This is a genomic window from Amycolatopsis sp. TRM77291, from assembly GCF_054166285.1.
This window is the reverse complement of record NZ_JBSZHF010000001.1, coordinates 4,241,744-4,262,592: the sequence shown is the minus strand read 5'-3', so window position 1 is coordinate 4,262,592 and position 20,849 is coordinate 4,241,744. Positions and strand designations below refer to the sequence as shown.

At 69.9% G+C, this 20,849-nt stretch carries 27 protein-coding genes; 13 read left to right on the top strand and 14 right to left on the bottom strand.

The window, feature by feature from the left end; genetic code table 11:
* Window positions 1–50: 50 nt before the first annotated feature.
* Window positions 51–230, bottom strand: a complete 180-nt coding sequence (locus ACXIZN_RS19555; RefSeq protein WP_016332937.1) for a DUF7455 domain-containing protein — start codon at window positions 228–230, stop codon at window positions 51–53.
* Window positions 231–569: 339 nt separating this feature from the next.
* Between ACXIZN_RS19555 and ACXIZN_RS19550 the strand changes: the two genes are divergently transcribed.
* From ACXIZN_RS19550 to ACXIZN_RS19540, 3 genes are read left to right on the top strand one after another with little or no spacing between them, the layout of a single operon-like run.
* Window positions 570–1,364: an EamA family transporter gene (locus ACXIZN_RS19550; protein WP_192746834.1), complete on the top strand. Its 795-nt coding sequence runs from the start codon at window positions 570–572 to the stop codon at window positions 1,362–1,364.
* Between the two features lie 46 nt (window positions 1,365–1,410).
* Window positions 1,411–1,827: a GNAT family N-acetyltransferase gene (locus tag ACXIZN_RS19545; RefSeq protein ID WP_457956082.1), complete on the top strand. Its 417-nt coding sequence runs from the start codon at window positions 1,411–1,413 to the stop codon at window positions 1,825–1,827.
* Entirely contained in the window at window positions 1,827–2,495 is a 669-nt protein-coding gene (locus tag ACXIZN_RS19540) for a DUF6885 family protein (RefSeq protein ID WP_457960557.1), read from the top strand. The genes ACXIZN_RS19545 and ACXIZN_RS19540 overlap by 1 nt, the downstream gene beginning before the upstream one ends.
* Here the strand turns inward: ACXIZN_RS19540 and ACXIZN_RS19535 are convergent.
* From ACXIZN_RS19535 to ACXIZN_RS19525, 3 genes are all read right to left on the bottom strand, one after another.
* The gene (locus ACXIZN_RS19535) at window positions 2,470–3,909 is read right to left on the bottom strand and encodes an APC family permease (RefSeq protein WP_457960556.1); all 1,440 of its coding nucleotides are present in this window, start codon (window positions 3,907–3,909) and stop codon (window positions 2,470–2,472) included. The genes ACXIZN_RS19540 and ACXIZN_RS19535 overlap by 26 nt on opposite strands.
* A 66-nt stretch (window positions 3,910–3,975) precedes the next feature.
* Complete coding sequence (locus ACXIZN_RS19530) at window positions 3,976–4,638, bottom strand: response regulator (protein ID WP_126731506.1); 663 nt, start codon at window positions 4,636–4,638, stop codon at window positions 3,976–3,978.
* Window positions 4,635–5,834 carry a sensor histidine kinase gene (locus ACXIZN_RS19525; RefSeq protein ID WP_457956081.1) on the bottom strand — a complete coding sequence of 400 codons (1,200 nt, stop codon included), beginning with the start codon at window positions 5,832–5,834 and terminating at the stop codon, window positions 4,635–4,637. The genes ACXIZN_RS19530 and ACXIZN_RS19525 overlap by 4 nt, the downstream gene beginning before the upstream one ends.
* A gap of 110 nt (window positions 5,835–5,944) precedes the next feature.
* Here ACXIZN_RS19525 and ACXIZN_RS19520 point away from each other — a divergent pair, with 110 nt between their 5' ends.
* Both ACXIZN_RS19520 and ACXIZN_RS19515 read left to right on the top strand, forming a co-directional pair.
* Window positions 5,945–6,532 (top strand): hypothetical protein, encoded by a 588-nt coding sequence (locus ACXIZN_RS19520; protein WP_457956079.1) that lies wholly within the window; start codon window positions 5,945–5,947, stop codon window positions 6,530–6,532.
* Window positions 6,529–6,738 carry a hypothetical protein gene (locus ACXIZN_RS19515; protein ID WP_340685201.1) on the top strand — a complete coding sequence of 70 codons (210 nt, stop codon included), beginning with the start codon at window positions 6,529–6,531 and terminating at the stop codon, window positions 6,736–6,738. The genes ACXIZN_RS19520 and ACXIZN_RS19515 overlap by 4 nt, the downstream gene beginning before the upstream one ends.
* Here ACXIZN_RS19515 and ACXIZN_RS19510 read toward each other — a convergent pair.
* Window positions 6,730–7,917 carry a hypothetical protein gene (locus tag ACXIZN_RS19510; RefSeq protein WP_457956078.1) on the bottom strand — a complete coding sequence of 396 codons (1,188 nt, stop codon included), beginning with the start codon at window positions 7,915–7,917 and terminating at the stop codon, window positions 6,730–6,732. The genes ACXIZN_RS19515 and ACXIZN_RS19510 overlap by 9 nt on opposite strands.
* On the bottom strand, window positions 7,914–8,705 hold the full coding sequence (locus tag ACXIZN_RS19505) for a class I SAM-dependent methyltransferase (RefSeq protein WP_457956076.1): 792 nt from the start codon (window positions 8,703–8,705) through the stop codon (window positions 7,914–7,916). Before ACXIZN_RS19505 ends, ACXIZN_RS19510 begins: the two co-directional genes overlap by 4 nt.
* Window positions 8,706–8,767: 62 nt before the next feature.
* Here ACXIZN_RS19505 and ACXIZN_RS19500 point away from each other — a divergent pair, with 62 nt between their 5' ends.
* Both ACXIZN_RS19500 and ACXIZN_RS19495 read left to right on the top strand, forming a co-directional pair.
* Window positions 8,768–9,145, top strand: coding sequence for a hypothetical protein (locus tag ACXIZN_RS19500; protein ID WP_457956074.1), 378 nt, complete (start codon window positions 8,768–8,770; stop codon window positions 9,143–9,145).
* 46 nt (window positions 9,146–9,191) lie between these two features.
* Window positions 9,192–10,391, top strand: a complete 1,200-nt coding sequence (locus tag ACXIZN_RS19495; RefSeq protein WP_457956072.1) for a hypothetical protein — start codon at window positions 9,192–9,194, stop codon at window positions 10,389–10,391.
* 103 nt (window positions 10,392–10,494) lie between these two features.
* On the opposite strand, the gene ACXIZN_RS19490 is transcribed toward ACXIZN_RS19495, so the two are convergent.
* From ACXIZN_RS19490 to ppgK, 3 genes are all read right to left on the bottom strand, one after another.
* Window positions 10,495–11,013, bottom strand: coding sequence for a pyridoxamine 5'-phosphate oxidase family protein (locus ACXIZN_RS19490; protein ID WP_457956070.1), 519 nt, complete (start codon window positions 11,011–11,013; stop codon window positions 10,495–10,497).
* 93 nt (window positions 11,014–11,106) lie between these two features.
* Entirely contained in the window at window positions 11,107–12,507 is a 1,401-nt protein-coding gene (locus tag ACXIZN_RS19485) for an RNA polymerase sigma factor (protein WP_126731519.1), read from the bottom strand.
* Between the two features lie 246 nt (window positions 12,508–12,753).
* On the bottom strand, window positions 12,754–13,515 hold the full coding sequence (ppgK, locus tag ACXIZN_RS19480; protein ID WP_257489725.1) for a polyphosphate--glucose phosphotransferase: 762 nt from the start codon (window positions 13,513–13,515) through the stop codon (window positions 12,754–12,756).
* Window positions 13,516–13,582: 67 nt separating this feature from the next.
* Here ppgK and ACXIZN_RS19475 point away from each other — a divergent pair, with 67 nt between their 5' ends.
* Complete coding sequence (locus tag ACXIZN_RS19475) at window positions 13,583–14,401, top strand: inositol monophosphatase family protein (RefSeq protein ID WP_257487895.1); 819 nt, start codon at window positions 13,583–13,585, stop codon at window positions 14,399–14,401.
* Between the two features lie 3 nt (window positions 14,402–14,404).
* On the opposite strand, the gene cei is transcribed toward ACXIZN_RS19475, so the two are convergent.
* The gene (cei, locus tag ACXIZN_RS19470) at window positions 14,405–15,088 is read right to left on the bottom strand and encodes an envelope integrity protein Cei (protein WP_457956069.1); all 684 of its coding nucleotides are present in this window, start codon (window positions 15,086–15,088) and stop codon (window positions 14,405–14,407) included.
* 454 nt (window positions 15,089–15,542) lie between these two features.
* On the opposite strand from cei, the gene ACXIZN_RS19465 reads away from it, so the two are divergent.
* The gene (locus ACXIZN_RS19465; protein WP_005164528.1) at window positions 15,543–15,851 is read left to right on the top strand and encodes a DUF4193 domain-containing protein; all 309 of its coding nucleotides are present in this window, start codon (window positions 15,543–15,545) and stop codon (window positions 15,849–15,851) included.
* Between the two features lie 97 nt (window positions 15,852–15,948).
* Here the strand turns inward: ACXIZN_RS19465 and ACXIZN_RS19460 are convergent, their stop codons facing one another.
* Entirely contained in the window at window positions 15,949–16,443 is a 495-nt protein-coding gene (locus ACXIZN_RS19460) for a DUF3093 domain-containing protein (RefSeq protein ID WP_034316991.1), read from the bottom strand.
* Window positions 16,444–16,467: 24 nt separating this feature from the next.
* On the opposite strand from ACXIZN_RS19460, the gene dut reads away from it, so the two are divergent.
* The gene (gene dut / locus ACXIZN_RS19455; protein ID WP_007033571.1) at window positions 16,468–16,950 is read left to right on the top strand and encodes a dUTP diphosphatase; all 483 of its coding nucleotides are present in this window, start codon (window positions 16,468–16,470) and stop codon (window positions 16,948–16,950) included.
* Window positions 16,950–17,603 carry a DUF3710 domain-containing protein gene (locus ACXIZN_RS19450; RefSeq protein WP_257487892.1) on the top strand — a complete coding sequence of 218 codons (654 nt, stop codon included), beginning with the start codon at window positions 16,950–16,952 and terminating at the stop codon, window positions 17,601–17,603. Before dut ends, ACXIZN_RS19450 begins: the two co-directional genes overlap by 1 nt.
* Here ACXIZN_RS19450 and ACXIZN_RS19445 read toward each other — a convergent pair.
* Window positions 17,600–18,307: an alpha/beta fold hydrolase gene (locus tag ACXIZN_RS19445; protein WP_457956068.1), complete on the bottom strand. Its 708-nt coding sequence runs from the start codon at window positions 18,305–18,307 to the stop codon at window positions 17,600–17,602. The genes ACXIZN_RS19450 and ACXIZN_RS19445 overlap by 4 nt on opposite strands.
* Window positions 18,308–18,410: 103 nt before the next feature.
* Here ACXIZN_RS19445 and ACXIZN_RS19440 point away from each other — a divergent pair, with 103 nt between their 5' ends.
* Entirely contained in the window at window positions 18,411–18,791 is a 381-nt protein-coding gene (locus tag ACXIZN_RS19440) for an OB-fold nucleic acid binding domain-containing protein (RefSeq protein WP_034316985.1), read from the top strand.
* A 9-nt stretch (window positions 18,792–18,800) separates the two neighbouring features.
* Window positions 18,801–19,529 carry a DUF3159 domain-containing protein gene (locus ACXIZN_RS19435; protein WP_457956066.1) on the top strand — a complete coding sequence of 243 codons (729 nt, stop codon included), beginning with the start codon at window positions 18,801–18,803 and terminating at the stop codon, window positions 19,527–19,529.
* Here the strand turns inward: ACXIZN_RS19435 and ACXIZN_RS19430 are convergent.
* Complete coding sequence (locus ACXIZN_RS19430; RefSeq protein WP_016332961.1) at window positions 19,526–20,182, bottom strand: potassium channel family protein; 657 nt, start codon at window positions 20,180–20,182, stop codon at window positions 19,526–19,528. The two genes, ACXIZN_RS19435 and ACXIZN_RS19430, sit on opposite strands and share 4 nt — an antisense overlap.
* Window positions 20,182–20,847, bottom strand: coding sequence for a potassium channel family protein (locus ACXIZN_RS19425; RefSeq protein ID WP_457956064.1), 666 nt, complete (start codon window positions 20,845–20,847; stop codon window positions 20,182–20,184). The genes ACXIZN_RS19430 and ACXIZN_RS19425 overlap by 1 nt, the downstream gene beginning before the upstream one ends.
* Between the last annotated feature and the right edge of the window lie 2 nt (window positions 20,848–20,849).

Below are 20,849 nucleotides of genomic sequence, written 5' to 3'. Positions count from 1 at the left end.
CGCCCCCCCGGGGGGGGGGCCCGCCCGCCGGGTGGTCGTGGACTGGTGGGCTACCGCTGAATGTCCGCGGACATTTCCTTGAGCTTCGTCTCGTGTGCGCGGGCGTGGTGACCACAGAAGAGCAACTCGCCACCGGTGCTGAGAATGGCTCGAACCTGGGCTGCAGCTCCACACCGGTCGCATCGGTCGGCAGCGGTCAGTTCGGGGCGGGTGAGCGTCGGTGAAGTCATTGGAGTCTCCCTCCGTCCCGGCACCGGTGGCCCGGTGCCATCGATCCAGCTACGACCACTTCGGCACTGATGCCGGCAACGTTCGTTCCCGGCCCCGCCGTGTTCGTGCTTCCACTCTTCCAGACGTTTGGCGACCCGCAAGTGTTCCCGTGCGGGTGTCTCATTTGTCACTGGTAATTACCTCGGATGCCGTAGCGTAATCACGCAACGTGGGAGACGACTCCCCGCTGAACCGTCTTTTCCCACGTCAGGCACCATGCGGGGGTGGGTATCGCAGTCGTCCGGAACCGTCTTCCGAGCGCGCCGGCGCCGGTCTTGTTCGTTCTCAGCGGAATTTCCATGTACGCCGGCGCGGCCATCGCCGTAGGTCTCTTTTCGGTCGCCTCCCCCGCGGGGGTGGCCTGGCTCCGCTGTCTCGGGGCGGCCGTGGTCCTCCTGGCGTGGCGCAGGCCACCTCGCTCGGCGTGGACCGGGCGCGCGTTCCTGCTCGCGGGTGCCTTCGGCATCGTCACCGCCGGGATGAACGTGCTCTTCTACGAGGCGATAGCGCGGCTGCCGCTGGGCACCGCGGTCGCCCTCGAGTTCGCCGGGCCCGTGGTGGTGGCCGCGTTCGGTTCGCGCACGCGCCGGGACGTCCTCGCGCTGCTGCTGGTGGCGGCCGGGGTGGTCGCCATCGCGGACGTCCGGCTCGAAGGCAGCCTGCTCGGCGTGCTGTTCGCGCTCGGCGCGGCGGCCGCCTGGGCCGGGTACATCCTGCTCGGGAAGCGGGTCGCGGTCGGCGGGAACGGGATCGACGGGCTGGCCGTCGGGTTCGCCGTCGGCACCGTTGTGCTGTCGCCGCTGGCGCTCGGCACCGGCGCGGTGTGGGGTTCGCCACGTTTGCTGCTGCTCGGCATCGGGGTCGGGGTGCTCTCGACCGTCGTGCCGTACGCCCTCGACCAGGTGGTCCTGCGCAAGGCCGGGCAAGCGCGGTTCGCGCTGCTGCTCGCGTTGCTGCCGGTCACGGCGGGGCTGGTCGGCTTCCTGTGGCTCCGTCAGATCCCGACCCTGCCCGAGGCGATCGGCACCCTGGCCGTCGTCGCCGGGGTCGCGCTGCGATCGCCGGGGAAACGTGATGACTCGGCGCCCCTCTGAGCGGGATACTGACCACTCTGAGGCGCTTTCAGCACCGGGAGGACACGTGGCCGAGATCCGGCGGGCCGTCACCGTCGAGGAGGTCGTCGCCGCCCAGCACCTGTTCGACGGCCCCGCGCAACGGGAGGCGTCCGAGAAGTTCCTCGCGGGGGAGGAGAACCACCTCCTCATCGCCTACGAGGACGGCGAGCCCGCGGGGATGATCACCGGCACCGAGGTGACGCATCCGGACAAGGGCACCGAGATGTTCCTCAACGAACTCGACGTCAGCCCGGACTACCAGCGGCGCGGGATCGGCCGCGACCTGGTCGACGCGCTGGCCGGGGTCGCGCGGGAGCGTGGCTGCCGGGGGATGTGGGTCGGGGTCGAGACGGACAACAAGGCCGCGCTGGCGACCTACACCTCGGCCGGTGCGTCGAACGACGGTCCGTTCATCATGCGGTCGTGGACGTTCGAAGACTGATGTCCTCCGGAATCGACGGCGACCGGACGGGCCTGTCCGGGCGGCGCTGGCTGCCCGGCGGCGAGCACCTCGTCGCCGTCGCCCGCGCCGAACTCCCGCAGAAGGACGGGCTCGCCGGGCCGTTCACGGCGCTGGCCGCCCTGCGCGCGGCGGGGTTCGCCGTCGCGGGCCAGGACGACGTCGCGGCGCTGTCCGGCACCACGACCGAAGGACTGGCCAGTGCGATCGGGACGCTGTCGGGCGGACGGCTCGCCGCCGTGTCCGCCAGCGGGAACTGGGCACCGCAGTCGTTGTTCATGCTCCTGGCCGCGCTGTGGCAGCTGCCGCGGGTCGCGTTGATCGCGGAGGTCGACGCGGGCGAATTCGGCGCGCACGACACCCCGGCGCGGGCGCTGCTCGACTACCTCGACACGGGGATCCCGCCGCTGTGGTCGTCCCGCTGGCGCCCGGCCGCCGCGCACCACGTGCTGGCCGCCGGGATGCGGATCGGCGCCGAAGGAACCCTGGTATCCATTATGGACGGTTATCCGTCCTTGGGGGACAACGGGTTGCACGACCAGCCGGTGGAATGGGTGGCCGCGGCGCTCAAGCGGATGCTGGTCGTGGTCGACGACGGCGACACCGAGGCCGCCGCCGCCGCGATCACGACGGCCGGTCTGTGGAGCTGAGCCCGTCCTTCGCGAACCGGGAATGCCTGCGCCCGTAGAAGAGATAGATCAGCAGGCCGAGCAGCAGCCACGCGGCGAACCGCAGCCAGGTCATGAGGTCCAGGTTCAGCATCAGGTAGAGACACGCCAGCGCCGCGACGATGGGCAGGTAGGGCGAAAACGGCACGGTGAACGGGCGTTCCAGGTCCGGACGGCGTTTCCGCAGCACCGGGACGGCCACCGCGACGATGATCATCGCCGACAGCGCGCCGATGCTGACCATGTCGGCGAGTTCGGAGATCGGCACGAACGCGGCCAGCGCCGCGATCAGCACCGCGCCGGCGATGGTCATCCGGTGCGGGGTGCCCCAGCGTGGATGCGCCGTGCCGAACTTCTTCGGCAGCAGGCCGTCGCGGCCCATCGCGAATCCGATCCGGCCGATCGTCACCAGTTCCACCATCATCACCGACGTCAGCCCGGTGACCGCGCCGAGCGAGATGAGCGCGCCCACCCAGTGCTGCCCGACGCGGTCGAAGGCGTCGGCGAGCGGGGCGCCCGCGTCGATCTCGGTGAACGGCACCATCCCGGTCAGCACCAGCGAGACCCCGATGTAGAGCAGCGCGCAGACGCCGAGCGCGCCGAGGATGCCGACGCGCAGATCGCGTTTCGGGTTCACGGTCTCCTCGCCGAGGTTGGCGAGCGCCTCGAAACCGGTGTAGGCGAAGAAGACGACGGCCGCGGCCGTCACCATCCCGGCGATCCCGTAGACGGACTGTTCGAGCCCGAGGACGGCTTGCACGATCGGCTGGTGCAGGGTCCCCGCCGTCTCCGTCGGCGGCTGGGCGGGCGGGATGAACGGGGTGAGGTTCTCCCCGCGGATGTAGAACACGCCGACCGCGAGGATCAGCACGCAGACCGCGACCTTGACCAGCACGAGCAGATTCGTCACCCGCGCCGACTCCTTGATCCCGAGGACGGCGATCACGGTCAGCACGGCGATGATCGCGACCGCGCCTAGGTTCACCTTCGCGTCTTCGCCGAACCACTCGGGGGACAGGCCCATCAGATTCGCGAGATAGCCGGACCAGCCGCGCGACACGACGGCCGCGCCGAGGGCGAACTCCAGCAGCAGATCCCAGCCGATGATCCAGGCGAAGGTCTCGCCGAGGGTGGCGAAGGCGTAGGTGTAGGCGCTTCCCGCCGTCGGCACGCTGGAGGCGAGTTCGGCGTAGCAGAGGGCGGCCATCCCGGCCACGACGGCGCCGAGCACGAACGACAACGTGACCGACGGGCCGGCGTGGGTCTTCGCCTCGACCCCGGCGAGGGTGAAGATCCCGGTGCCGATGATGATGCCGACCCCGAACCCGACGAGGTCGCGCCCGTGCAGGCGGCGTTTCAGGTCACCGGAATCCTGCCGTTTCAGGACCTCGTCCACGTCCAGAGTTCGCCGCATGAAGGGTCACGCTAGAAGATCGTCGTCCACCTCGCAGATCGGTGGGTTTCACTCCTCCAGCACGACGCCGTTCTCCTGCGCGAGGATCGCCGCCTGCACCCGCGACCGCAGTTCCAGCTTCGTCAGCACCCGGGAGACGTGGGTCTTCACCGTGGTCTCGCCGATGTGCAGCCGCGTCCCGATCTGCGCGTTGGACAGGCCGCCGCCCAGGCACGCCAGCACTTCTCGCTCGCGTTCGGTCAGGTCTTCGAGCCCGTCGGGGACCAGCGAAGGCTCGCGGGTCCCGGCGGCGAAGGCGGCGATCAGCTTCCGCGTGACCTGCGGGGCGAGCACTCCTTCGCCCGCCGCGACCAGTTTCACCGCCTCGATCAGCCGCGACGCTTCGACCGACTTCAGCAGGAACCCGGCCGCGCCCGCCCGCAGCGCGGCGTGGACGTACTCGTCGAGGTCGAACGTCGTCAGCACGAGGACTTCGCACAGTCCCTCCGCGGTCAGCTCCCGCGTGGCCGCGATGCCGTCGACGCCGGGCATGCGGACGTCCATCAGCACGACGTCCGGTTTCAGCGCCTTCGCCTGGCGGACGGCGGTGGCGCCGTCCGCGGCCTCGCCGACCACCTCGATGCCCTCGGCGTTGCCGAGGATCATCATCAACCCGGCACGGATGGCGCCGTGGTCGTCGGCGACCAGCACCTTGATGTTCCCGTCGCTCAAGACCCCTCCAGAGGCAGTTCGGCACGGACCAGCCAGCCACCGCCGGACGGCCCGGCGGCGAGTGTGCCGCCCACCGCGGCGGCGCGTTCCCGCATGTTCAGCAGGCCGAGTCCGGTCCCGCCGTCGTCACCCGAGCCGGAGCCGGGACGAAGATCGTTGCGCACTTCGACGGTGAGTATGCCTCCGTCGGAGCGGATGTCGAGCACGGCGCGGCCACCCGCGGCGTGCTTGGCCGCGTTGGTGAGCGCCTCCTGCGCAATCCGGTACGCGGTCAGGTCGACCGCGGCGGGCAGGTGGGCGGACTGACCGGGTGTGGAACGGATCTCGACCTCCAGCCCGCTCGCCCGCGCGGATTCGACCAGTTTGGACAGTTCGGCCAGCCGGGCGGGCGCGGTCGGCTCGATCTCGCTGTCCCCGGTGGACGGATCCGCGCGCAGCAGCCCGATCATCGCGCGCATTTCGTCCAGCGCGCTCACGCTGTTCTCCCGGACCGATTCCAGGACCTTTCTCGACAGCTTCGGGTCGACGGTGGCCATCGACAGCGCGGCCTCGGACTGGATCGCGATCGCCGAGAGATGCCCGGCGATGACGTCGTGCAGATCCCGCGCCATCTTCGAGCGTTCCCCCGCGACCGCGGCCTTCCGGTCCAGCTCGCCGATCGTGGCCAGCTGGACGGCGTTCGCCCGCTCGTTGTGGGCGATGTCCCGTTGCTGACGGACGTTGGCCGCCCACCACACCGGGGTGACCAGGAACGGCAGGAAGGCGAACGCGACAAGGATCGCCGTCCGCCACTGCGCGGAGAAGAGGAGCGCCAGGCAGACCGCTCCGAGCGTCCCGACCGCGGCGACGCCGATCATCACCCTGCTGACGCGTCGTGAGCCGTACAGCGTGGTCGCGTAGAGGAAGTCGGTGAAGATGACGAAGATCGGAAGCGAGGGACCGAACGCGACGTCCACGCCGAGGACGACGAGCCCGCATATCAGTCCCCAGGGGATTTTGCGGCGCAGCATCTGCAGGAGGCACAACACGGTCAGTTCGGTCAGCCGGATCCACAGCGGCGTGTCGTCCTTGCCGTTGAGGAGCACGTGCATCCCGCTGAGATAGACCAGCACGCCGAGGACCCAGGTGCCGAAGGCGATGGCGAGGTCCTGTTTCCATTCGGCGAGGTGGTTCAGGCGCGGGAGGAACGTGGGCACCGTCCCATCCCAGCACACCGGGACGGGCCGCGGGGTCCTACTAACTGATGACGGTGATCTCGGTCCGTACGCCGACGCGGAGGACCGGTGCGATCGGCGAGGCTTACGGCGTGAACAAGATCTGGGACTTCATCGCGGAAAACCCGATGGCGGCCGTGGTCGCCGGCGGGGAGATCGGTTTCTGGGTCGCCATCGTCGCCGGCCTTGTGGCCCGCTATCTGCTGAAGCTGAAGCGGACCAGTGTCGTGCTGCTGCTCCTGACCCCGGTGATCGACCTCGTCGTGCTGGTCGCGACGGTCATCGACCTGCGCAATGGTGCCACGGCGAATTTCGTGCACGGCCTGGCCGCGGTGTACCTGGGCTTCAGCGTCGTGTTCGGGCATTCGATGATCAAGTGGGCCGATGTCCGGTTCGCCCACCGGTTCGCGGGCGGGCCGCCACCGCCGCCCAAGCCGAGGGGCCGGGAGAAGCTGCGCACCGAATGGCGTGACTGGTTCAAATGCGTGCTGGCCTGCGGGCTGGCGGCGGGGGTGCTGCTCCTGCTGATCTTCATGGTCGGCGACACCGAGCAGGTCGAGCCGTTGTGGGGCTGGCTGCCGAGGCTGGGGGTCGTGACGGCCATCTGGTTCGCCACCGGGCCGCTGTGGCAGGAACTGTCCCCCAAGGACGAGAAGGTCAAGGAAGGGGCTCGACGATGATCGAACTACTGGGAATCCTCCTGCTGGTGCAGGGCGGGGGCGGGCTGATCAACCGGCTGCTGGGCAGCACCGACCCGAGCTGGTTCGTCCAGCTCCACCTGCTCCCGTCCGGAATGCACGTGGTGGTGAGCGCGCTGATGGTGGCCGGAGGTGTGGGGCTGCTGTTCGCCGAACGGGCGCGCAAGCAGCGCCGCCGGTCAGAGTGAGACCAGCACCTGAAGGACGCCGAGGACGATGGTGACGACCGTCAGGACGACGGTGACCACGGTGAGCCGCGTGACCCGCGCGCTCACCGTGTTCTCGTAGGCGTACCGGGTCTCCTCGTCCATCGCCTCGGCCTGGCGGTCGAGCTGGGCGATGATCCGCTCGACGCCCATGCTGGTGACCAGGCGGCGCTCCAGCGAATCGATCTCGGGCGGCAGCACCGAATGCAGCATCTCGAGGATGTCGTCGAGCGAGCCGCGCAGCAGCCGGGTGCGGCTCCCGGACTTCTTCATCGACGCCAGCCACTGGTCGGCGAGCGCCATCCGGATCAGGACGCGTTCGAGGATGAAGAGCATCCCGTGGTCGAGCCCGCCGATCTCGCTGTCGATGGCGAAATACGGTTCGGCGGCGCCGAACGGGCCGCGCATCAGCTCGTCCTGGTGCTCGACGTAGTCGGAGTCCTTGCTGTTGAGGCAGACGATCCCGCCCGCCATCGTGTAGGCCGCGACGAACGAACGCGTCCCCCATGACGGGCCGAGCGCGTCCCTCGCGACCTCGCGGGGCACGAACCGCCAGCCCTCGTCGCTGGTCGCCAGCCCGTAGTACGGCCGGGGGTCGGCGGCGACCCGCTGGGCGGGCGGATGCCCGTCGTGGGACCGCAGTTCGACACACCAGCCCTTGCGGCTGAGCCCTTCGGTGAGGCCGCAGCCCCTGGTCAGGTCCTCGAAGATGTGGGTGACGGTCTTGAGCAGCGAGGGGAAGGTCTTCTCGCCGTAGGCGCCGTGCAGCCCGTTCTCCCCGTTCGCCGTCTCACGGCCCTGAAGGCTTTGCAGGACGGCGATGGCGAGGTCGAACTCGGCGGCCGGACCCTCCGCCGCGCCGCTGATCGTGGTGGCGAGGACCAGCGTCATCGCGTGATAGGCGGGATGCCAGGTGACCACGAGTTCGCACGGCAGGCCGGCCGTGCCGACGCGGATCGACAGCCTGCGTTTGCGCAGCACCCGTCTTCGCGGCGGTCGCGTGTAACTGGCCAGGAAGTTCTCCGCGGCCGTCCACTCCTCGCCGAGTTTCCCGTCGAGGTGGGCCAGCAGCCCGCGGTCCCGGCCGCCGTCCAGCACCTTCCCGGCCTCCCGCTCCGACAGCGGGACCGCCCACGCGAAGGTGAGGAGTAGCGCGGTCATCCGCGGCGCAGGAGGGTGATCAGGTCCCGGCCGAGATGGCGGCGCAGGGGGCCGGAGGCGTTGACCAGCTCGTCGCGGTCGATGTGCTCGTCGGCCGGGCCGAGATCGTCGAGCACGTGGTACGTCCACTCCCAAGCGGTGCGCCAGCCCGCCTCGGCCGCGTCGGCGGCGACCTCCTCGGGATCGAGGTGACGTACCGGGAGCGCCGGGCCGCCGTCGCGCAGCGCTTTGTCGAACTCTTCGCGCGAAACCCGGCGAGAGCGGACTTCGGTGCCCGCTTCGACGCTGTCGAGGCTGAACGCGCCCCGCCCGATCGGCGACCGGCTGTAGGCCAGGACCAGGGCGCCGCCGGGCGCGGTGATCCCGGCCAGCCGGCGCAGGATCGGCCCGACGTCCGGCGTGGGCACGTGCTGGATGACGTGGCTGCACAGGACGAGGTCGTACGGGCCGCCGTCCAGTTCGGTGATCGGCGAGACGGCGAAGGAGAAATCGGTGTCCGCGGCGGTGGTTTCCCGCGCCTTGGCCAGCCTGTCCGGGTCGGGGTCCGCGGCGGTGACGTCGGTGGAGAACCGCGCGAGCCAGGGGAGAAGGCGGCCTTCCCCGCACCCGGCGTCGAGCGCCTTGACCTCTTCTCGCGGGCCGAGGATCGCGGTGAGCTCGTCGGCGACCTTGGCGAGCGCGCGGTCCTCGCTGGCCGTCCAGTAGCCGTCGTAGGGTTCGTGCCGTCGGATGAACGCGCCGGTGACGTGGTCGCCGGTGTCCGGGTAGCGGTAGCTCTCGGTCAGCACAGTCGCGAATATAGCCCGGATTCGCGGCTTCTCCGGCGCTCCGCGCGGGTTTACCCTTGGTCGTGGCCATCGGGCCTGTCGCGCTGTACGCCGTTGTCGCCGTGGCGCCTTCGGTTCTTTTCTGGTGCGCGCTGAAGGTTCCCGAGGTGGTGCGCCGGTGGCGCCGCCGCCGTGAACCCGAGGTCCCGGCGGGCCCGCCCATCGAGAAGCTCGCCGCCGATCTGCGCCGGGTGCACCGTCTGCTGGCGGAACTCCCGCCAGGGGCCTCCGCCGTCCGCCGGTACGGCACCAGGCAGGCGTACGACGCGCTGCTCGTCCAAGCCTGCCGGGAGGTCGAGGTCGATCACCGGCTCGACGTGCTGCCGGAGGGCTTCGACCGGGAGATCGAACGGCTCCGGATCGAGGAATCCCTGGCCGAGCGCGGACTTTCGGTGTCCTGACGCGATTTGTATCGAACGTATGCGCGCGGCCGGGAGGCTCGCGGGTATGAAGAGGCTGGGACTTCTCGCCGCGCTGCTGCTGGTGTTCGGGCTCATCCCCGGGGTCGCGTCGGCCGCGGCCGCCTTCCCGAGGATGGACGCGGCCACGGTCGACGGCTTCCGCTGGACGTCCGGTTCGACCTTCGGCACCTACGGCGCCCGGATCGCCGCGCTGGAGAAACATCTCCCGGCCCGCGGGTTGCCGGAGATCCTGTCGTCGGCGAACCGGAAGGCGCGGCCGTTGTGCCACGCCACGTATCTCGCGACGGCGTTGAAACCGGCGGGGTTCTGCTGGGAAGACGCGAACGACGACAAGACCAACGACTGGATCCCGCAGGGACTGACCGGCTCCGGCGACGCGGACGCGGCGACCGGGAAGGTCGGTGCCAAACGGGTCGTCGCGACGTCCTGGCACACCCCGGGCGACACCATGATCCGTCTGTCCTTTGTGGACGCGACCGGGCTGGGATACCGGCACGTGCTGCTCGTCGAGCCGACGTCGGACGACAACTTCGCCGTCGTGCAAGGACACGGGCACGGGATGACGTGGATCGGGAACCGGCTGTTCGTCGCGACCACCGGGGGAGTGGTGCGGGTCTTCGACACCACGCACTTCTGGAAGGTCGACGACAGCTCCGGCGTCGTCGGGAAGGGCACGGACGGCAAGTACCACGCGGCGTTCTACGACTACGCGATGCCGCAGATCGGCGCGTACTGGTATCCCGGTGGCGGCGCCTGTACCAATGCCCCTGGGACACGGCCGTGTCTCGCGACGATGTCCTTCGACCACAGCGACGGCTCGATCGTGACCGCGGAGCACATCCCGAACGCGGCGGGCGGCCGGGTGCTGCGGTGGCCGTTCGACCGCGCGACCGGCCTGCCGAAGGTGTCCGCCGATGGCACCGTGCACGCGAAGGAAGGCTTCGTGTCGCCGGTGTGGGGAATGCAGGGAGCGGTGGCGCGCAACGGGTATTTCGTGCTGACCGGCGTGTGCCCCGAATACGCCGGGGTGGCGGGCGACCATCCGTCATGCCTGCACGGCGGTGTCGGCGGCACCTCGACGTCGCGGCTGAGCGGCCGCGCGCCGGTGAACTCGCAGAACCTGTCGTACTGGCCGGCGACGGGGGAGCTGTGGCTGATGAACGAGCAACTGCGGGAACGGGTGACCGTGCACGTCCCGTGGACCACCCTGACCGGCCGCGCCTGAGGTCGCCCAAGTCCGTGAAGGCCTCCTTCCCTACTCTCAGGGTAAGGAAGGAGGCCTTCACGACCTTCAGGGTAGGCAAGGAGGCCTTCACGGACAGCTGAGGTCACGGGGTGAAATCCCAGCGCGTGGCGCCATGCGGTTCCGCGCTCGCCACGCCGATCGCCCGGTGCAGGGTGAGGCGGTACAGATACCAGGGCGGCGGTCCCGCGCTGGGCGCACTGAAGGGGGCCGTGAGCGCGTCGCCCTCGACCGACGCGGGCCAGCCGCCCGTCCGGTAGACCGCCGCCACGCGTTCCAGCGTCGCCGGGTCGGTGACGCGGTGCGCCTCGCCCTCCAGCGTGAGGTCGATTCCCCGCAACCGCACCGAAACGGCACACGCCGGGTTCGCGGCCAGGTTGCGGGACCGGCGCGTTCCCGGCCCGCCCTTGAAGTACAGGGCGTCGTCCACCCAGACTGCGCCGACACCCGCCGAATGCGGGCGCCCGCCGGGACGGACGGTCGTCACGAAGAAGGTCAGGTCGGCGGTCGGCGTGTCCTCGGCGAGGACGTCGCGCGCGCGGCTCCAGGGGAGTTCCGCGGATCCGTAGCGGTCGAGGTTCTTGGTGGCGTGAGGTTTCGTCATACCCACGCGTCGAACGGGCGGGCCGCGATTCGACACCGGACGCGAAAAACCCCGCCACCGGAACGGTGACGGGGTCTTCCGTGAACCCTGGGCTCAGTCCAGGTAGTCGCGCAGGACCTGCGAACGCGACGGGTGACGCAGCTTCGACATCGTCTTCGACTCGATCTGCCGGATGCGCTCACGGGTCACCCCGTACACCTGGCCGATCTCGTCGAGCGTGCGCGGCTGGCCGTCGGTGAGGCCGAACCGCAGCCGCACCACACCCGCTTCGCGCTCGGACAGCGTCTGCAGCACCGACTGGAGCTGGTCCTGCAGCAGCGTGAACGACACCGCGTCGACCGCGACGACTGCCTCGGAGTCCTCGATGAAGTCACCGAGCTGCGAGTCGCCCTCGTCGCCGATGGTCTGGTCGAGCGAGATCGGCTCGCGGGCGTACTGCTGGATCTCGAGGACCTTCTCCGGGGAGATGTCCATTTCCTTCGCGAGCTCTTCGGGGGTGGGCTCGCGACCGAGGTCCTGCAGCAGTTCGCGCTGTATACGGCCGAGCTTGTTGATGACCTCGACCATGTGCACCGGGATACGGATGGTGCGGGCCTGGTCGGCCATCGCGCGGGTGATCGCCTGACGGATCCACCAGGTGGCGTACGTGGAGAACTTGTAGCCCTTGGTGTAGTCGAACTTCTCCACCGCGCGGATCAGGCCGAGGTTGCCCTCCTGGATCAGGTCCAGGAACGCCATGCCGCGGCCGGTGTAGCGCTTGGCCAGCGAGACCACGAGCCGGAGGTTCGCCTCCAGCAGGTGGTTCTTCGCCCGTTCACCGTCGCGCACGATCCACTTGAGGTCGCGCCGCATCTGGGTGACGAGCTTCTCGCCCTCCTCCTCGGCGTTGCGGACGCGCTCGGCGGCGTAGAGCCCGGCCTCGATGCGTTTGGCGAGCTCCACCTCCTCCTCGGCGTTCAGCAGGGCGACCTTGCCGATCTGCTTGAGGTACGCGCGGACCGAGTCGGCCGAAGCGGTGAGCTCGGCGTCCTTGCGGGCCTGGCGCAGCGCCTCGGACTCTTCCTCGTCCCAGACGAAGTCCGGGTTGTCGGAGGTCTTCCCGGCGTTCTTGTCGGTCGAGGTGCGGCGACCGCGCGCGGGCGTCTCTTCGACGTCCTCGTCGGACTCCGCGTCCTCTTCCGTCTCCTCGGTGACGGAAGCGTCGACGACGTCCACCTCGACCTCTTCGAGGTCCGACAGGTCCGGGGTTTCGAGGTCGGCTTCGTCGAGCTCTACCGGACCGTCTTCCGGGTCGCCGTCTTCGGTCTTGGCACCCTTGGTGGTGGGTTTCTTGGCCGGAGCCTTCTTCGCCGGGGCCTTCTTCGCGCCGGCCGCCTTGGCGGCGGTCTTGCGCGCCGCGGGCTTCGCCGCGTCGGTGGCTGCCTCGTCGGCCGGCTCGCCGGCTGCGGTCGCTGTCTTCGTCCCGCTTCGGGTTGCGGTTCTTGCGGCTGCCACTTACGCCCTTTCGCAGCGGTCGATCATGACGAGCCGAGGCGTGATGGTCTCGGCTGCCTCAAACTTCGGGGAACACCCCTCGGCCTGCGGTTTCCCTCGATCTCCTGGGTGCCGCCGCCGTGGGCCGTGTTCCATTGTAACGACGATACGTGACAGCGTCGCGGCGCGGACCACCACCCGCCGGGCGCGACACGCCGTGCGACCCGCCGAAGTGACATCCGAGACGCGGATGTCAGCGTGCGCGCGTCAGTGCTCGATGCCCTCCGCGGCGGCGGCCGCCGCGCCGGCGATGCCCGCGTTGTTCTGCAACGACGCGACGATCACCGGGGTGCGGATGTCCAGCAGCGGGACCCATTTGTGCGACTTCTTGCTGACCCCGCCGCCGACGATGAACAGATCCGGCCAGATCAGGTTTTCCAGCACGGAGAGATACCTGTTCACCCGTTCCGCCCATTCGGGATACGAGAGCTCCTCGTTGTCCTTCACCGACGCCGCGGCCTTCTTCTCCGCGTCGAAGCCGTCGACCTCGATGTGGCCGAACTCGGTGTTGGGCACGAGCTTCCCGTCCTGGAAGACCGCGCTGCCGATACCGGTGCCGAAGGTCAGCAGCGCCGTCACGCCGCGCCGCGCGGCCGGGTCGCCCCAGCGGATCTCGGCCATGCCGGCGGCGTCCGCGTCGTTGAGCATCGCGATGTCGTCCACGCCGCGGCCGAGGCGCTTGGCGAACAGGGCGTCGGCGTCGGTGCCGATCCACGCGCGGTCGATGTTGGCCGCGGTGTGCGCGACCCCCTTCTTGACCACCGCGGGCAGCGTGACGCCCACCGGGCCGTCCCAGCCCGCCTGGCCGGTGATCTCGGCGACGACGTCCGCCACCGCCTCCGGGGTCGACGGCTTCGGCGTGTCGATGCGGATCCGGTCGCCGATCAGCTGTCCTTGCGCCAAGTCGACCAGCGCGCCCTTGATCCCGCTGCCGCCGATGTCGATACCGAAACCTCGGGTCGCCTCCACCACGGACGTGGTCCCTTCTCGCACGATTCAGAAGCCTGCCTCGGAGACTTTAACCGGATGTGGTGACATGGCGGACGTGGGAGTTGACGAGACGTTGCTGAAGAGTGTCGCCGAGCGTGTCGCGGGCGAGGCCGCCGAACTGGTCCACGAGGCCTGGACCGGGATGAACGCGGGCCGCGAGGTGCGCGTGGACACCAAATCCGCCGACACCGACGTGGTGACCGCGGTGGACCACGAGTCGGAACGGCTGGTGCGCGCCCGGCTCGCCGAACTGCGCCCGGACGACGCCGTGCTCGGCGAAGAGGGTGGCGGGATCGCCGGGGACGGGGTGACCTGGGTGGTCGACCCGATCGACGGGACGGTGAACTTCCTCTACGGGCTGCCCTGGTTCGCCGTGTCGGTGGCCGCGCAGGTCGGCGGGGTGTCGGTGGCGGGCGCCGTCGTCGAACCCGTCAGCGGGCGCCGCTGGAGCGCCGCACGGGGGCAGGGCGCGTTCCTCGACGGGCGGCCGCTGGCGGTCAACGCCCCTTCCCGGCTGGATTTGACGCTCGTCGGCACCGGGTTCGCCTACAAGGTCGAACGGCGGACGAAGCAGGCGCGGTTCGTCGCCGAACTGGCGACCCGGGTGCGGGACGTCCGGCGCAACGGGGCCGCCTCGCTGGATCTGTGCGCGGTCGCGGCGGGCTGGCTGGACGCCTACGTCGAGCACGGCCTCGGGCACTGGGACTGGGCCGCCGGCGCGCTCATCGCCGCCGAGGCGGGCGCCCAGGTGTCGCTGCCGGGCGAGGACGCCGGGCTGGGCCCGGACGCGACCTTCGCGGTGGCGCCGTCGATCGCGGCTCCGTTGCGTCAGGCGCTGATCGACTCGGGCGTGGGCACTATCTGAGGGTCAGCAGGGGGCTTCGCGGGCGGCCTTCAGCAGCGCCTGGTCGATCACCGGGGCGCCGCCGCCCGCGGACTGCTCACCGCCGCCGCTGCCCTGCTGCGCCTTCGACCATTGCGTGAGCTGGTCGAGCACCTGGCGCGCCTCCGCCTTCGGGCGGACGTCGCCGAGCAGGGTGCCGGTGGTGAGCGTGACCGAAGCGTCCTTGCGGTTGTCCTTGACCAGTTCGGCGCACGGGACCACCAGGCTCAGCGTGCGGGCCGCGGCGGCGCCGTTCTCACCGAAACGGATCTGGCCGCGGCACTTGGCTTCGGCGTTCTTGTAGGCCGGGTCGACGTCCGGTTCGACGATCTGGGAGAAGCCGAGTTCCCGCAACGTGCTGGTGACGATCCCGCCCTGGCCGCGGACCTGGGATCCGTTGAGCACCTGGACGGCGACCTTGTCCGGCGGCACCGGCGCGCGGTCGTCGAGACCGATGTGCGCCAGCGGCGTGTAGGTGACACCCTGCTGCGGGGCGGGCGGCGGATCGCAGCGGACCCTGGCGTCGATGTCGGATTTGCTCGCGACGACGTTCACCCAGACGATGACCGCGCCCAGCGCCATCACCCCGATGACGATGAGCGCGGGCAGCGGCTTGCGCTTGCGATACGGCCTCGCCCCGCGGTCCCCGATGCCGTTCCCCGACGCCACCTGACAGTCCCTTCCCCAAAGCCCGGATCCTCGGACGGTGCTTCGTCTCACCATCGTGTCCGATCAGCCTATGCGTTACGGCGAAGGTGATCGGCGCGGGCCTCCGGATAGCACCACGCGATGGCCACTCCGGGCAAGCAGCCGAGCCCAAGCGGTGAGGTACCCGACCCGTGGGCAACCCATTCGGACGACAGGCGTCTTGACAGCAGGGTTCCCCCTGTTGGGTGACGTAATCGCGGCTATGTCTGACTCGTTGCAGAGCCGGTATCAGCGTGAGCTACCCTTCGCGGGCTCAGGCGGCAGTAAGAGGCGCAAAAGAGAGACCTCGCTCACTGCCCAGCCGGGCACAAACAGGGGCGCTGGGACGTTAACCAGCGGCACGAAGGACTCACGAGCCGCGCGCTCGCGGGTCCGGGCCAATCGACATCGAAAGCATCGCAGGGGTGAGGGACCAATGGCGACCGACTACGACGCTCCGCGCCGCAGCGAAGCCGACGAGCTGGCCGAAGACTCGTTGGAAGAGCTGAAGGCAAGGCGTAACGAAAACCAGTCCGGCGTCGTGGACGTCGACGAGGACGCGACCGCCGAGAACTTCGAGCTGCCGGGCGCGGACCTCTCCGGACTTTCCGGTGAGGACCTGACCGTCAAGGTCGTGCCCAAGCAGGCCGACGAGTTCACCTGCTCCGTCTGCTTCCTGGTGCACCACCGCAGCAGGCTGGCCGAGGAGAGTGGCGGACGGCTCATCTGCCGCGACTGCGCCTGAGCCTACGGGCACAGGGGACGGCGCGACAGGGGGTTTCGGGATCTGAACAGGAATAAAGGGGGCCGGCCAGGTGGCCGGCCCCCTTTCCCATGTCCTCTCAGGCCTTCTCGGCGGGGTGGCGCAGCAGCGCGGCCACCTTCTCCGGATGCCGGGTGCTGAACAGCCAGTACGGCGTCGGGTCGTCGGGGTCGGTGAGCCAGACGCGCACGACCGGGCCGACCCAGCCCCGGTGCAGCACGAAGGCCGCCGGGTCTGCGTCGCGGCCGAGCGCCTTGCGCTTCGCCTCCTTGTCGATGACGTCCACGTCGCCGACGAACTTGAGCGGAAGGTGCGCGTCGCGCAGCCACAGCTCCGGCTCGGCGCCGCCGGTCACCTTCACGCGGGACCGGCCGAGCGAGATCATCAGCGCGATCACCGCGGGGATCAGCACCACGTACGGCAGCCACCCGCGCAGCCCGGGATAGCCCATGTCGATCTCCGCCGCCAGCAGCCCGCCGCCCAGCAGCGGCAACGGCCAGCCCCACCACGGGACGTAGAGCCGCTCTGAATGCTTGACGGCGCCGCCTTCGGCCGTGTTCACGCTTTCACCCACGCGTTCAGGGTAGTCTCGCCGCCCGTGTCCACCGTTCAGGTACTGCTTTCCCGGATCGATCCTTCGGTCCCCCTTCCCGCCTACGCGCGCCCCGGCGACGCGGGCGCCGACCTCGTCACCACCTCGGATCTCGTGCTCGCGCCCGGTGAACGCGGCGTGGTCGGCACGGGCGTCGCGATCGCGCTGCCGCCCGGCTACGCGGGCTTCGTCCACCCGCGCTCGGGTCTCGCCGCCCGCGTCGGTCTCTCGGTCGTCAACACCCCGGGCACGATCGACTCCGGGTACCGCGGTGAGATCCGCGTCTGCCTGATCAACCATGATCTCTCCGAGAAGGTCGTGCTCACCCGCGGTGACCGGATCGCGCAACTGGTCGTGCAACGGGTCGAACAGGCCGAGTTCGTCGAGGTCGCCGAACTCGAGCCGTCCGAGCGCGGCGAGGGAGGGTATGGCTCCACGGGCGGACACGCCACACTGGGAGCCGGAGCCAGGGAAGGAACGGAGAACTAGTGGGGATTTTCGGACGCAAGCGCGCGAAGCCGACCGGACGGCACGCCGCGCCCGAGGTCGATGAGCGTCCAGTTGCCGAGGACACCGACGACGAGATCGAGTCGCAGCTGTCGGAGACCTCCGACGGCCCCTTCGACCTCGCCGACGCGCCCGACGACGGCATCCCGCGGATCGACCTCGGTTCGGTGAAGGTGCCGGTGCCCGACGGTTCCCAGGTCCAGGTCGAGATGGACCCGGAGAGCGGCGGTGTCCGCGCGGTGCACGTCGTCACCGAACAGGGCCAGATCACCGTCAGCGGCTACGCGGCGCCCCGGTCCGGCGGCCTGTGGAAGGACGTCAGCACCGAGCTCACCGAGCAGCTGCGCGCCGACGGGGCCAAGGTCTCGGTCGGCATGGGGGAGTGGGGGCTGGAGCTGTCCGCGATCGTCGGTGACGTCGCGCTGCGGTTCGTCGGGGTCGACGGCCCGCGCTGGATGCTCCGCGGCGTCATCGCCGGCCCGCAGTCGCAGGCGTCACAGGCGCCCGCCGTGCTGCGGGAGATCGTGCGGCACACCATCGTCGACCGCGGTGACGCGCCGATGCCGGTCCGCACCCCGCTGACCATCACGCTGCCCGACGCCGTCGCGCAGCACATCGCCGAGCAGCAGGGTTAAAGAACCCTCAGCCAGGCCAGGACGGTCGCCCGGCCCAGGGATTCCCGGTCCGCGCCGAGGGCGGTTAGCGTCGACTCGCCGACCTCGGCGCGCGGCAGGGCCTCCGCCCAGGCGCGGGCGACCCCCGCCGGATGGATCGGATCGTCGACGCACGCGCCGATCCCCGCGGGCACGTCGAGTGCCTTCAGTGCCTCCAGAGACGGGGCGGGATGGCCCGCGGCCGTCCGCAGGCCGGCCGCCAATCCGTCGCCGTGCCGCCGCCACGCGCGGCCGAGTTCCGCCGAAAGCCACTCCGGGACGCCGTCGGACGACTTCGCCAGCGCGCCGTCGACCCCGTTTTCGGCCACCAGATCCGCTGAGAGCCGCGCGGCGAGCGACGCGGGTGCTCGCCCGGCAGGCCCGTTCCAGGCCGGGAGCGCGGCCAGCAGACCGGTGCAGCGGGCCGGATCGCGCACCGCCCACTCCGCCGACAGGTGCGCGCCGAACGAGATACCGCCGACGAGCAGCTGACCGTGCTCGTCGGCCAGCCTGTCGAGCTCCGCGAGATAGCCGTCCGCGAGCCGGTCACCGGGAGGCGGCGGCGGGGCGATCAGCCGGATGCCGAGCGCTCGCAGCGGACCGGCGAACACGGCGCGCACGAACACTTCGTCGGACCCGGTGCCGGGGAGTACTACTGCCGTCGTAGGCGGAATAGCGGAGGTCACGTTGCGATATTCCCCTAAACCCGTTCTCCTGGTCGGAGCACAGTTACGCTGGATTACGCACGGGCCGTTCAAGTCGGGGGCCCCGGAGCACAGGAGCACCGTTATGTCCGCCAAAGACGGCGGCTACTTCAGCCGGCTGGTCCGCAAGCTGACCAGCGACGTCGAGGATCTCGACGCCGACGATCTGTCCGAAAAATCCGAGGCCGGCGGAGCGCAGCGCGCCTGCGACTGCCGGTCGGGTCAAGAGGTGACGGTGCTCGGGAGACTCCGCAGCGTGGAGCTCTGCCCGACCAACGAGGCGGCGACGCTGCAGGCCGAGCTGTTCGACGGCACACAGGGTGTGACGCTAATCTGGCTCGGACGCCGCCGGATCCCCGGGATCGAACCCGGGCGAACCATCAAGGTGCGCGGCCGGATGGCCGAACGTGATGGTCAGAAGGTGCTGTACAACCCCTATTACGAACTTCAGAGCCCTGTGAGTTGATCCCGCATCGTGACTGAACCCGTCGGCGGCGAAGAGAAGACCGAAGACAAGAAGCCCCAGCCCACCCTGTTGGAACAGATGGGCGGGCTGTCCGGACTGTTCTATTCCTCGCTGCCGGTCATCGTGTTCGTGATCGCGAACGCGATCTTCGGGCTCACGGTGGGGATCTGGGCCGCGGTGGGCAGCGCGGTGGCGATCACCGTGCTGCGGATCGTGCGCAAGGAGCCGCTGCAGCCCGCGATCTCGGGCTTCTTCGGGGTCGCGATCGCGGCGTTCATCGCCTACCGGACCGGTTCGGCCAAGGGCTTCTTCCTGTTCGGCATCTGGACGAGCCTGGTCTACTGCGGTGTCTTCGTGCTCTCGATCGTCGTCCGCTGGCCGCTCGCCGGCGTGGTGTGGAACGCGCTCAACGGCAGCGGCCACGCCTGGCGCAAGGACAAGAAGTCGCTGATCGCGTATTCGATCGCGACCGGTGCGATGGCGCTGATCTTCGGCGCCCGGTTCGTCGTGCAGCGCTGGCTCTATGACGAGGACTACACCGGCTGGCTGGCCTTCGCGAAGATCGCGATGGGCTACCCGCTGTACGCGCTCGGCCTGCTCACGGTCGTCTGGGCGGTGCGGCGGTCGGACAAGCACCTCAAGGCGCTGGCCGAAGAGGCCCCGCGCGAAGAGACCGACGAAGAGGTCGAGGCGCGCCTGCGCGCGAAGTACGCGCAGGCGCCCGCCGTCGAGAACTAGTAGCCCAGCGCGGTCCGGATCTCCGGTTCCACGTCCGAAGTCGCCACGAACAGCAGCTCGTCGCCCGGCTCCAGCGGGTCCTCGGGCTGCGGCACGATCACGCGGTCCCCGCGCAGGATCGTCACCAGCGCGGCGTCACGCGGCAGGTTGATCTCGCTGACCGCCTTGCCCGCCAGCGGGGTCTCCTCCGGCAGGGTGAGTTCGACGAGGTTGGCCTGGCTCTGGCGGAACGTCATCAGCCGCACCAGATCGCCGACGCTCACCGCCTCCTCGACCATCGCCGCGAGCATCCGCGGGGTCGACACGGCGACGTCGACGCCCCAGGCGTCGTTGAACAGCCATTCGTTGGCCGGGTTGTTCACCCGCGCCACCACCCGGCGCACCGCGAACTCGGTCTTCGCCAGCAGCGAGACCACCAGGTTCGCCTTGTCGTCGCCGGTCGCGGCGATCACGACGTCGCATTCCTCGATCCCGGACTCCTCCAGGATCGACACCTCGCACGCGTCGCCGAGCACCCAGTCCGCCTGCTCCACGGTGTGCGGCTCGAACTGGTCGGCCTCACGTTCGATGAGCATCACCTGGTGCCGCCCGTCGATCAGCTCCGCGGCGATCGACCGGCCGACCGCGCCGGCCCCGGCAATCGCGACCCGCATCAGTTCTCCTCTTCCGGTTCGCGAGCGGCGACGGTGGTCACGTCGCTGACAGTGCCCGATTTCGCGGCGACGTACACGACGTCGTCGGCCTGGATCACGGCCTTGGTGTCGGGCAGCACCGCGGTGCCGAACCGCATGATGAACGCGACCCGCGCGCCGGTGGTGTCCTGCAGTTCGCGCACGCTGCGCCCGACCCAGCCTTCGTGGAGCGGGAGCTGCAGAAGCGCCGCGCTGCCGGACGGGTCCCGCCACACCGACGCGACACCGTCGGGGAGGAGGGTGCGCAAGAACCGGTCGGTCGTCCACGGCACGGTCGCCACGGTCGGGATGCCGAGCCGTTCGTAGACCGCCGCGCGTTTGTGGTCGTAGATCCTCGCGACGACCTTGTCGATGCCGAAGTTCTCCCTGGCCACCCGCGCCGAGATGATGTTGGAGTTGTCGCCGCTGGACACCGCCGCGAAAGCACCCGCGCGTTCGATCCCGGCCTCGATCAGCACCTGCCGGTCGAAACCGACGCCGACCACCTGCTGACCGTGGAAATCACTGCCGAGCCGCCGGAACGCCTGCTGGGTCTTGTCGATGATGGCGACTTCGTGCCCCAGCCGCTCCAGCGCCGCGGCAAGGGATGCGCCTACCCGGCCGCATCCCATGATCACCACGTGCACGC

Excerpts from the sequence above, each read along its gene's own strand:
- ACXIZN_RS19555 (WP_016332937.1), bottom strand. The coding sequence starts at position 230 with ATGACTTCACCGACGCTCACCCGCCCCGAACTGACCGCTGCCGACCGA.
- ACXIZN_RS19550 (WP_192746834.1), top strand. The coding sequence starts at position 570 with ATGTACGCCGGCGCGGCCATCGCCGTAGGTCTCTTTTCGGTCGCCTCC.
- ACXIZN_RS19540 (WP_457960557.1), top strand. The coding sequence starts at position 1,827 with ATGTCCTCCGGAATCGACGGCGACCGGACGGGCCTGTCCGGGCGGCGC.
- ACXIZN_RS19515 (WP_340685201.1), top strand. The coding sequence starts at position 6,529 with ATGATCGAACTACTGGGAATCCTCCTGCTGGTGCAGGGCGGGGGCGGG.
- ACXIZN_RS19510 (WP_457956078.1), bottom strand. The coding sequence starts at position 7,917 with ATGACCGCGCTACTCCTCACCTTCGCGTGGGCGGTCCCGCTGTCGGAG.
- ACXIZN_RS19495 (WP_457956072.1), top strand. The coding sequence starts at position 9,192 with ATGAAGAGGCTGGGACTTCTCGCCGCGCTGCTGCTGGTGTTCGGGCTC.
- ACXIZN_RS19490 (WP_457956070.1), bottom strand. The coding sequence starts at position 11,013 with ATGACGAAACCTCACGCCACCAAGAACCTCGACCGCTACGGATCCGCG.
- ACXIZN_RS19475 (WP_257487895.1), top strand. The coding sequence starts at position 13,583 with ATGGCGGACGTGGGAGTTGACGAGACGTTGCTGAAGAGTGTCGCCGAG.
- ACXIZN_RS19465 (WP_005164528.1), top strand. The coding sequence starts at position 15,543 with ATGGCGACCGACTACGACGCTCCGCGCCGCAGCGAAGCCGACGAGCTG.
- ACXIZN_RS19440 (WP_034316985.1), top strand. The coding sequence starts at position 18,411 with ATGTCCGCCAAAGACGGCGGCTACTTCAGCCGGCTGGTCCGCAAGCTG.
- ACXIZN_RS19430 (WP_016332961.1), bottom strand. The coding sequence starts at position 20,182 with ATGCGGGTCGCGATTGCCGGGGCCGGCGCGGTCGGCCGGTCGATCGCC.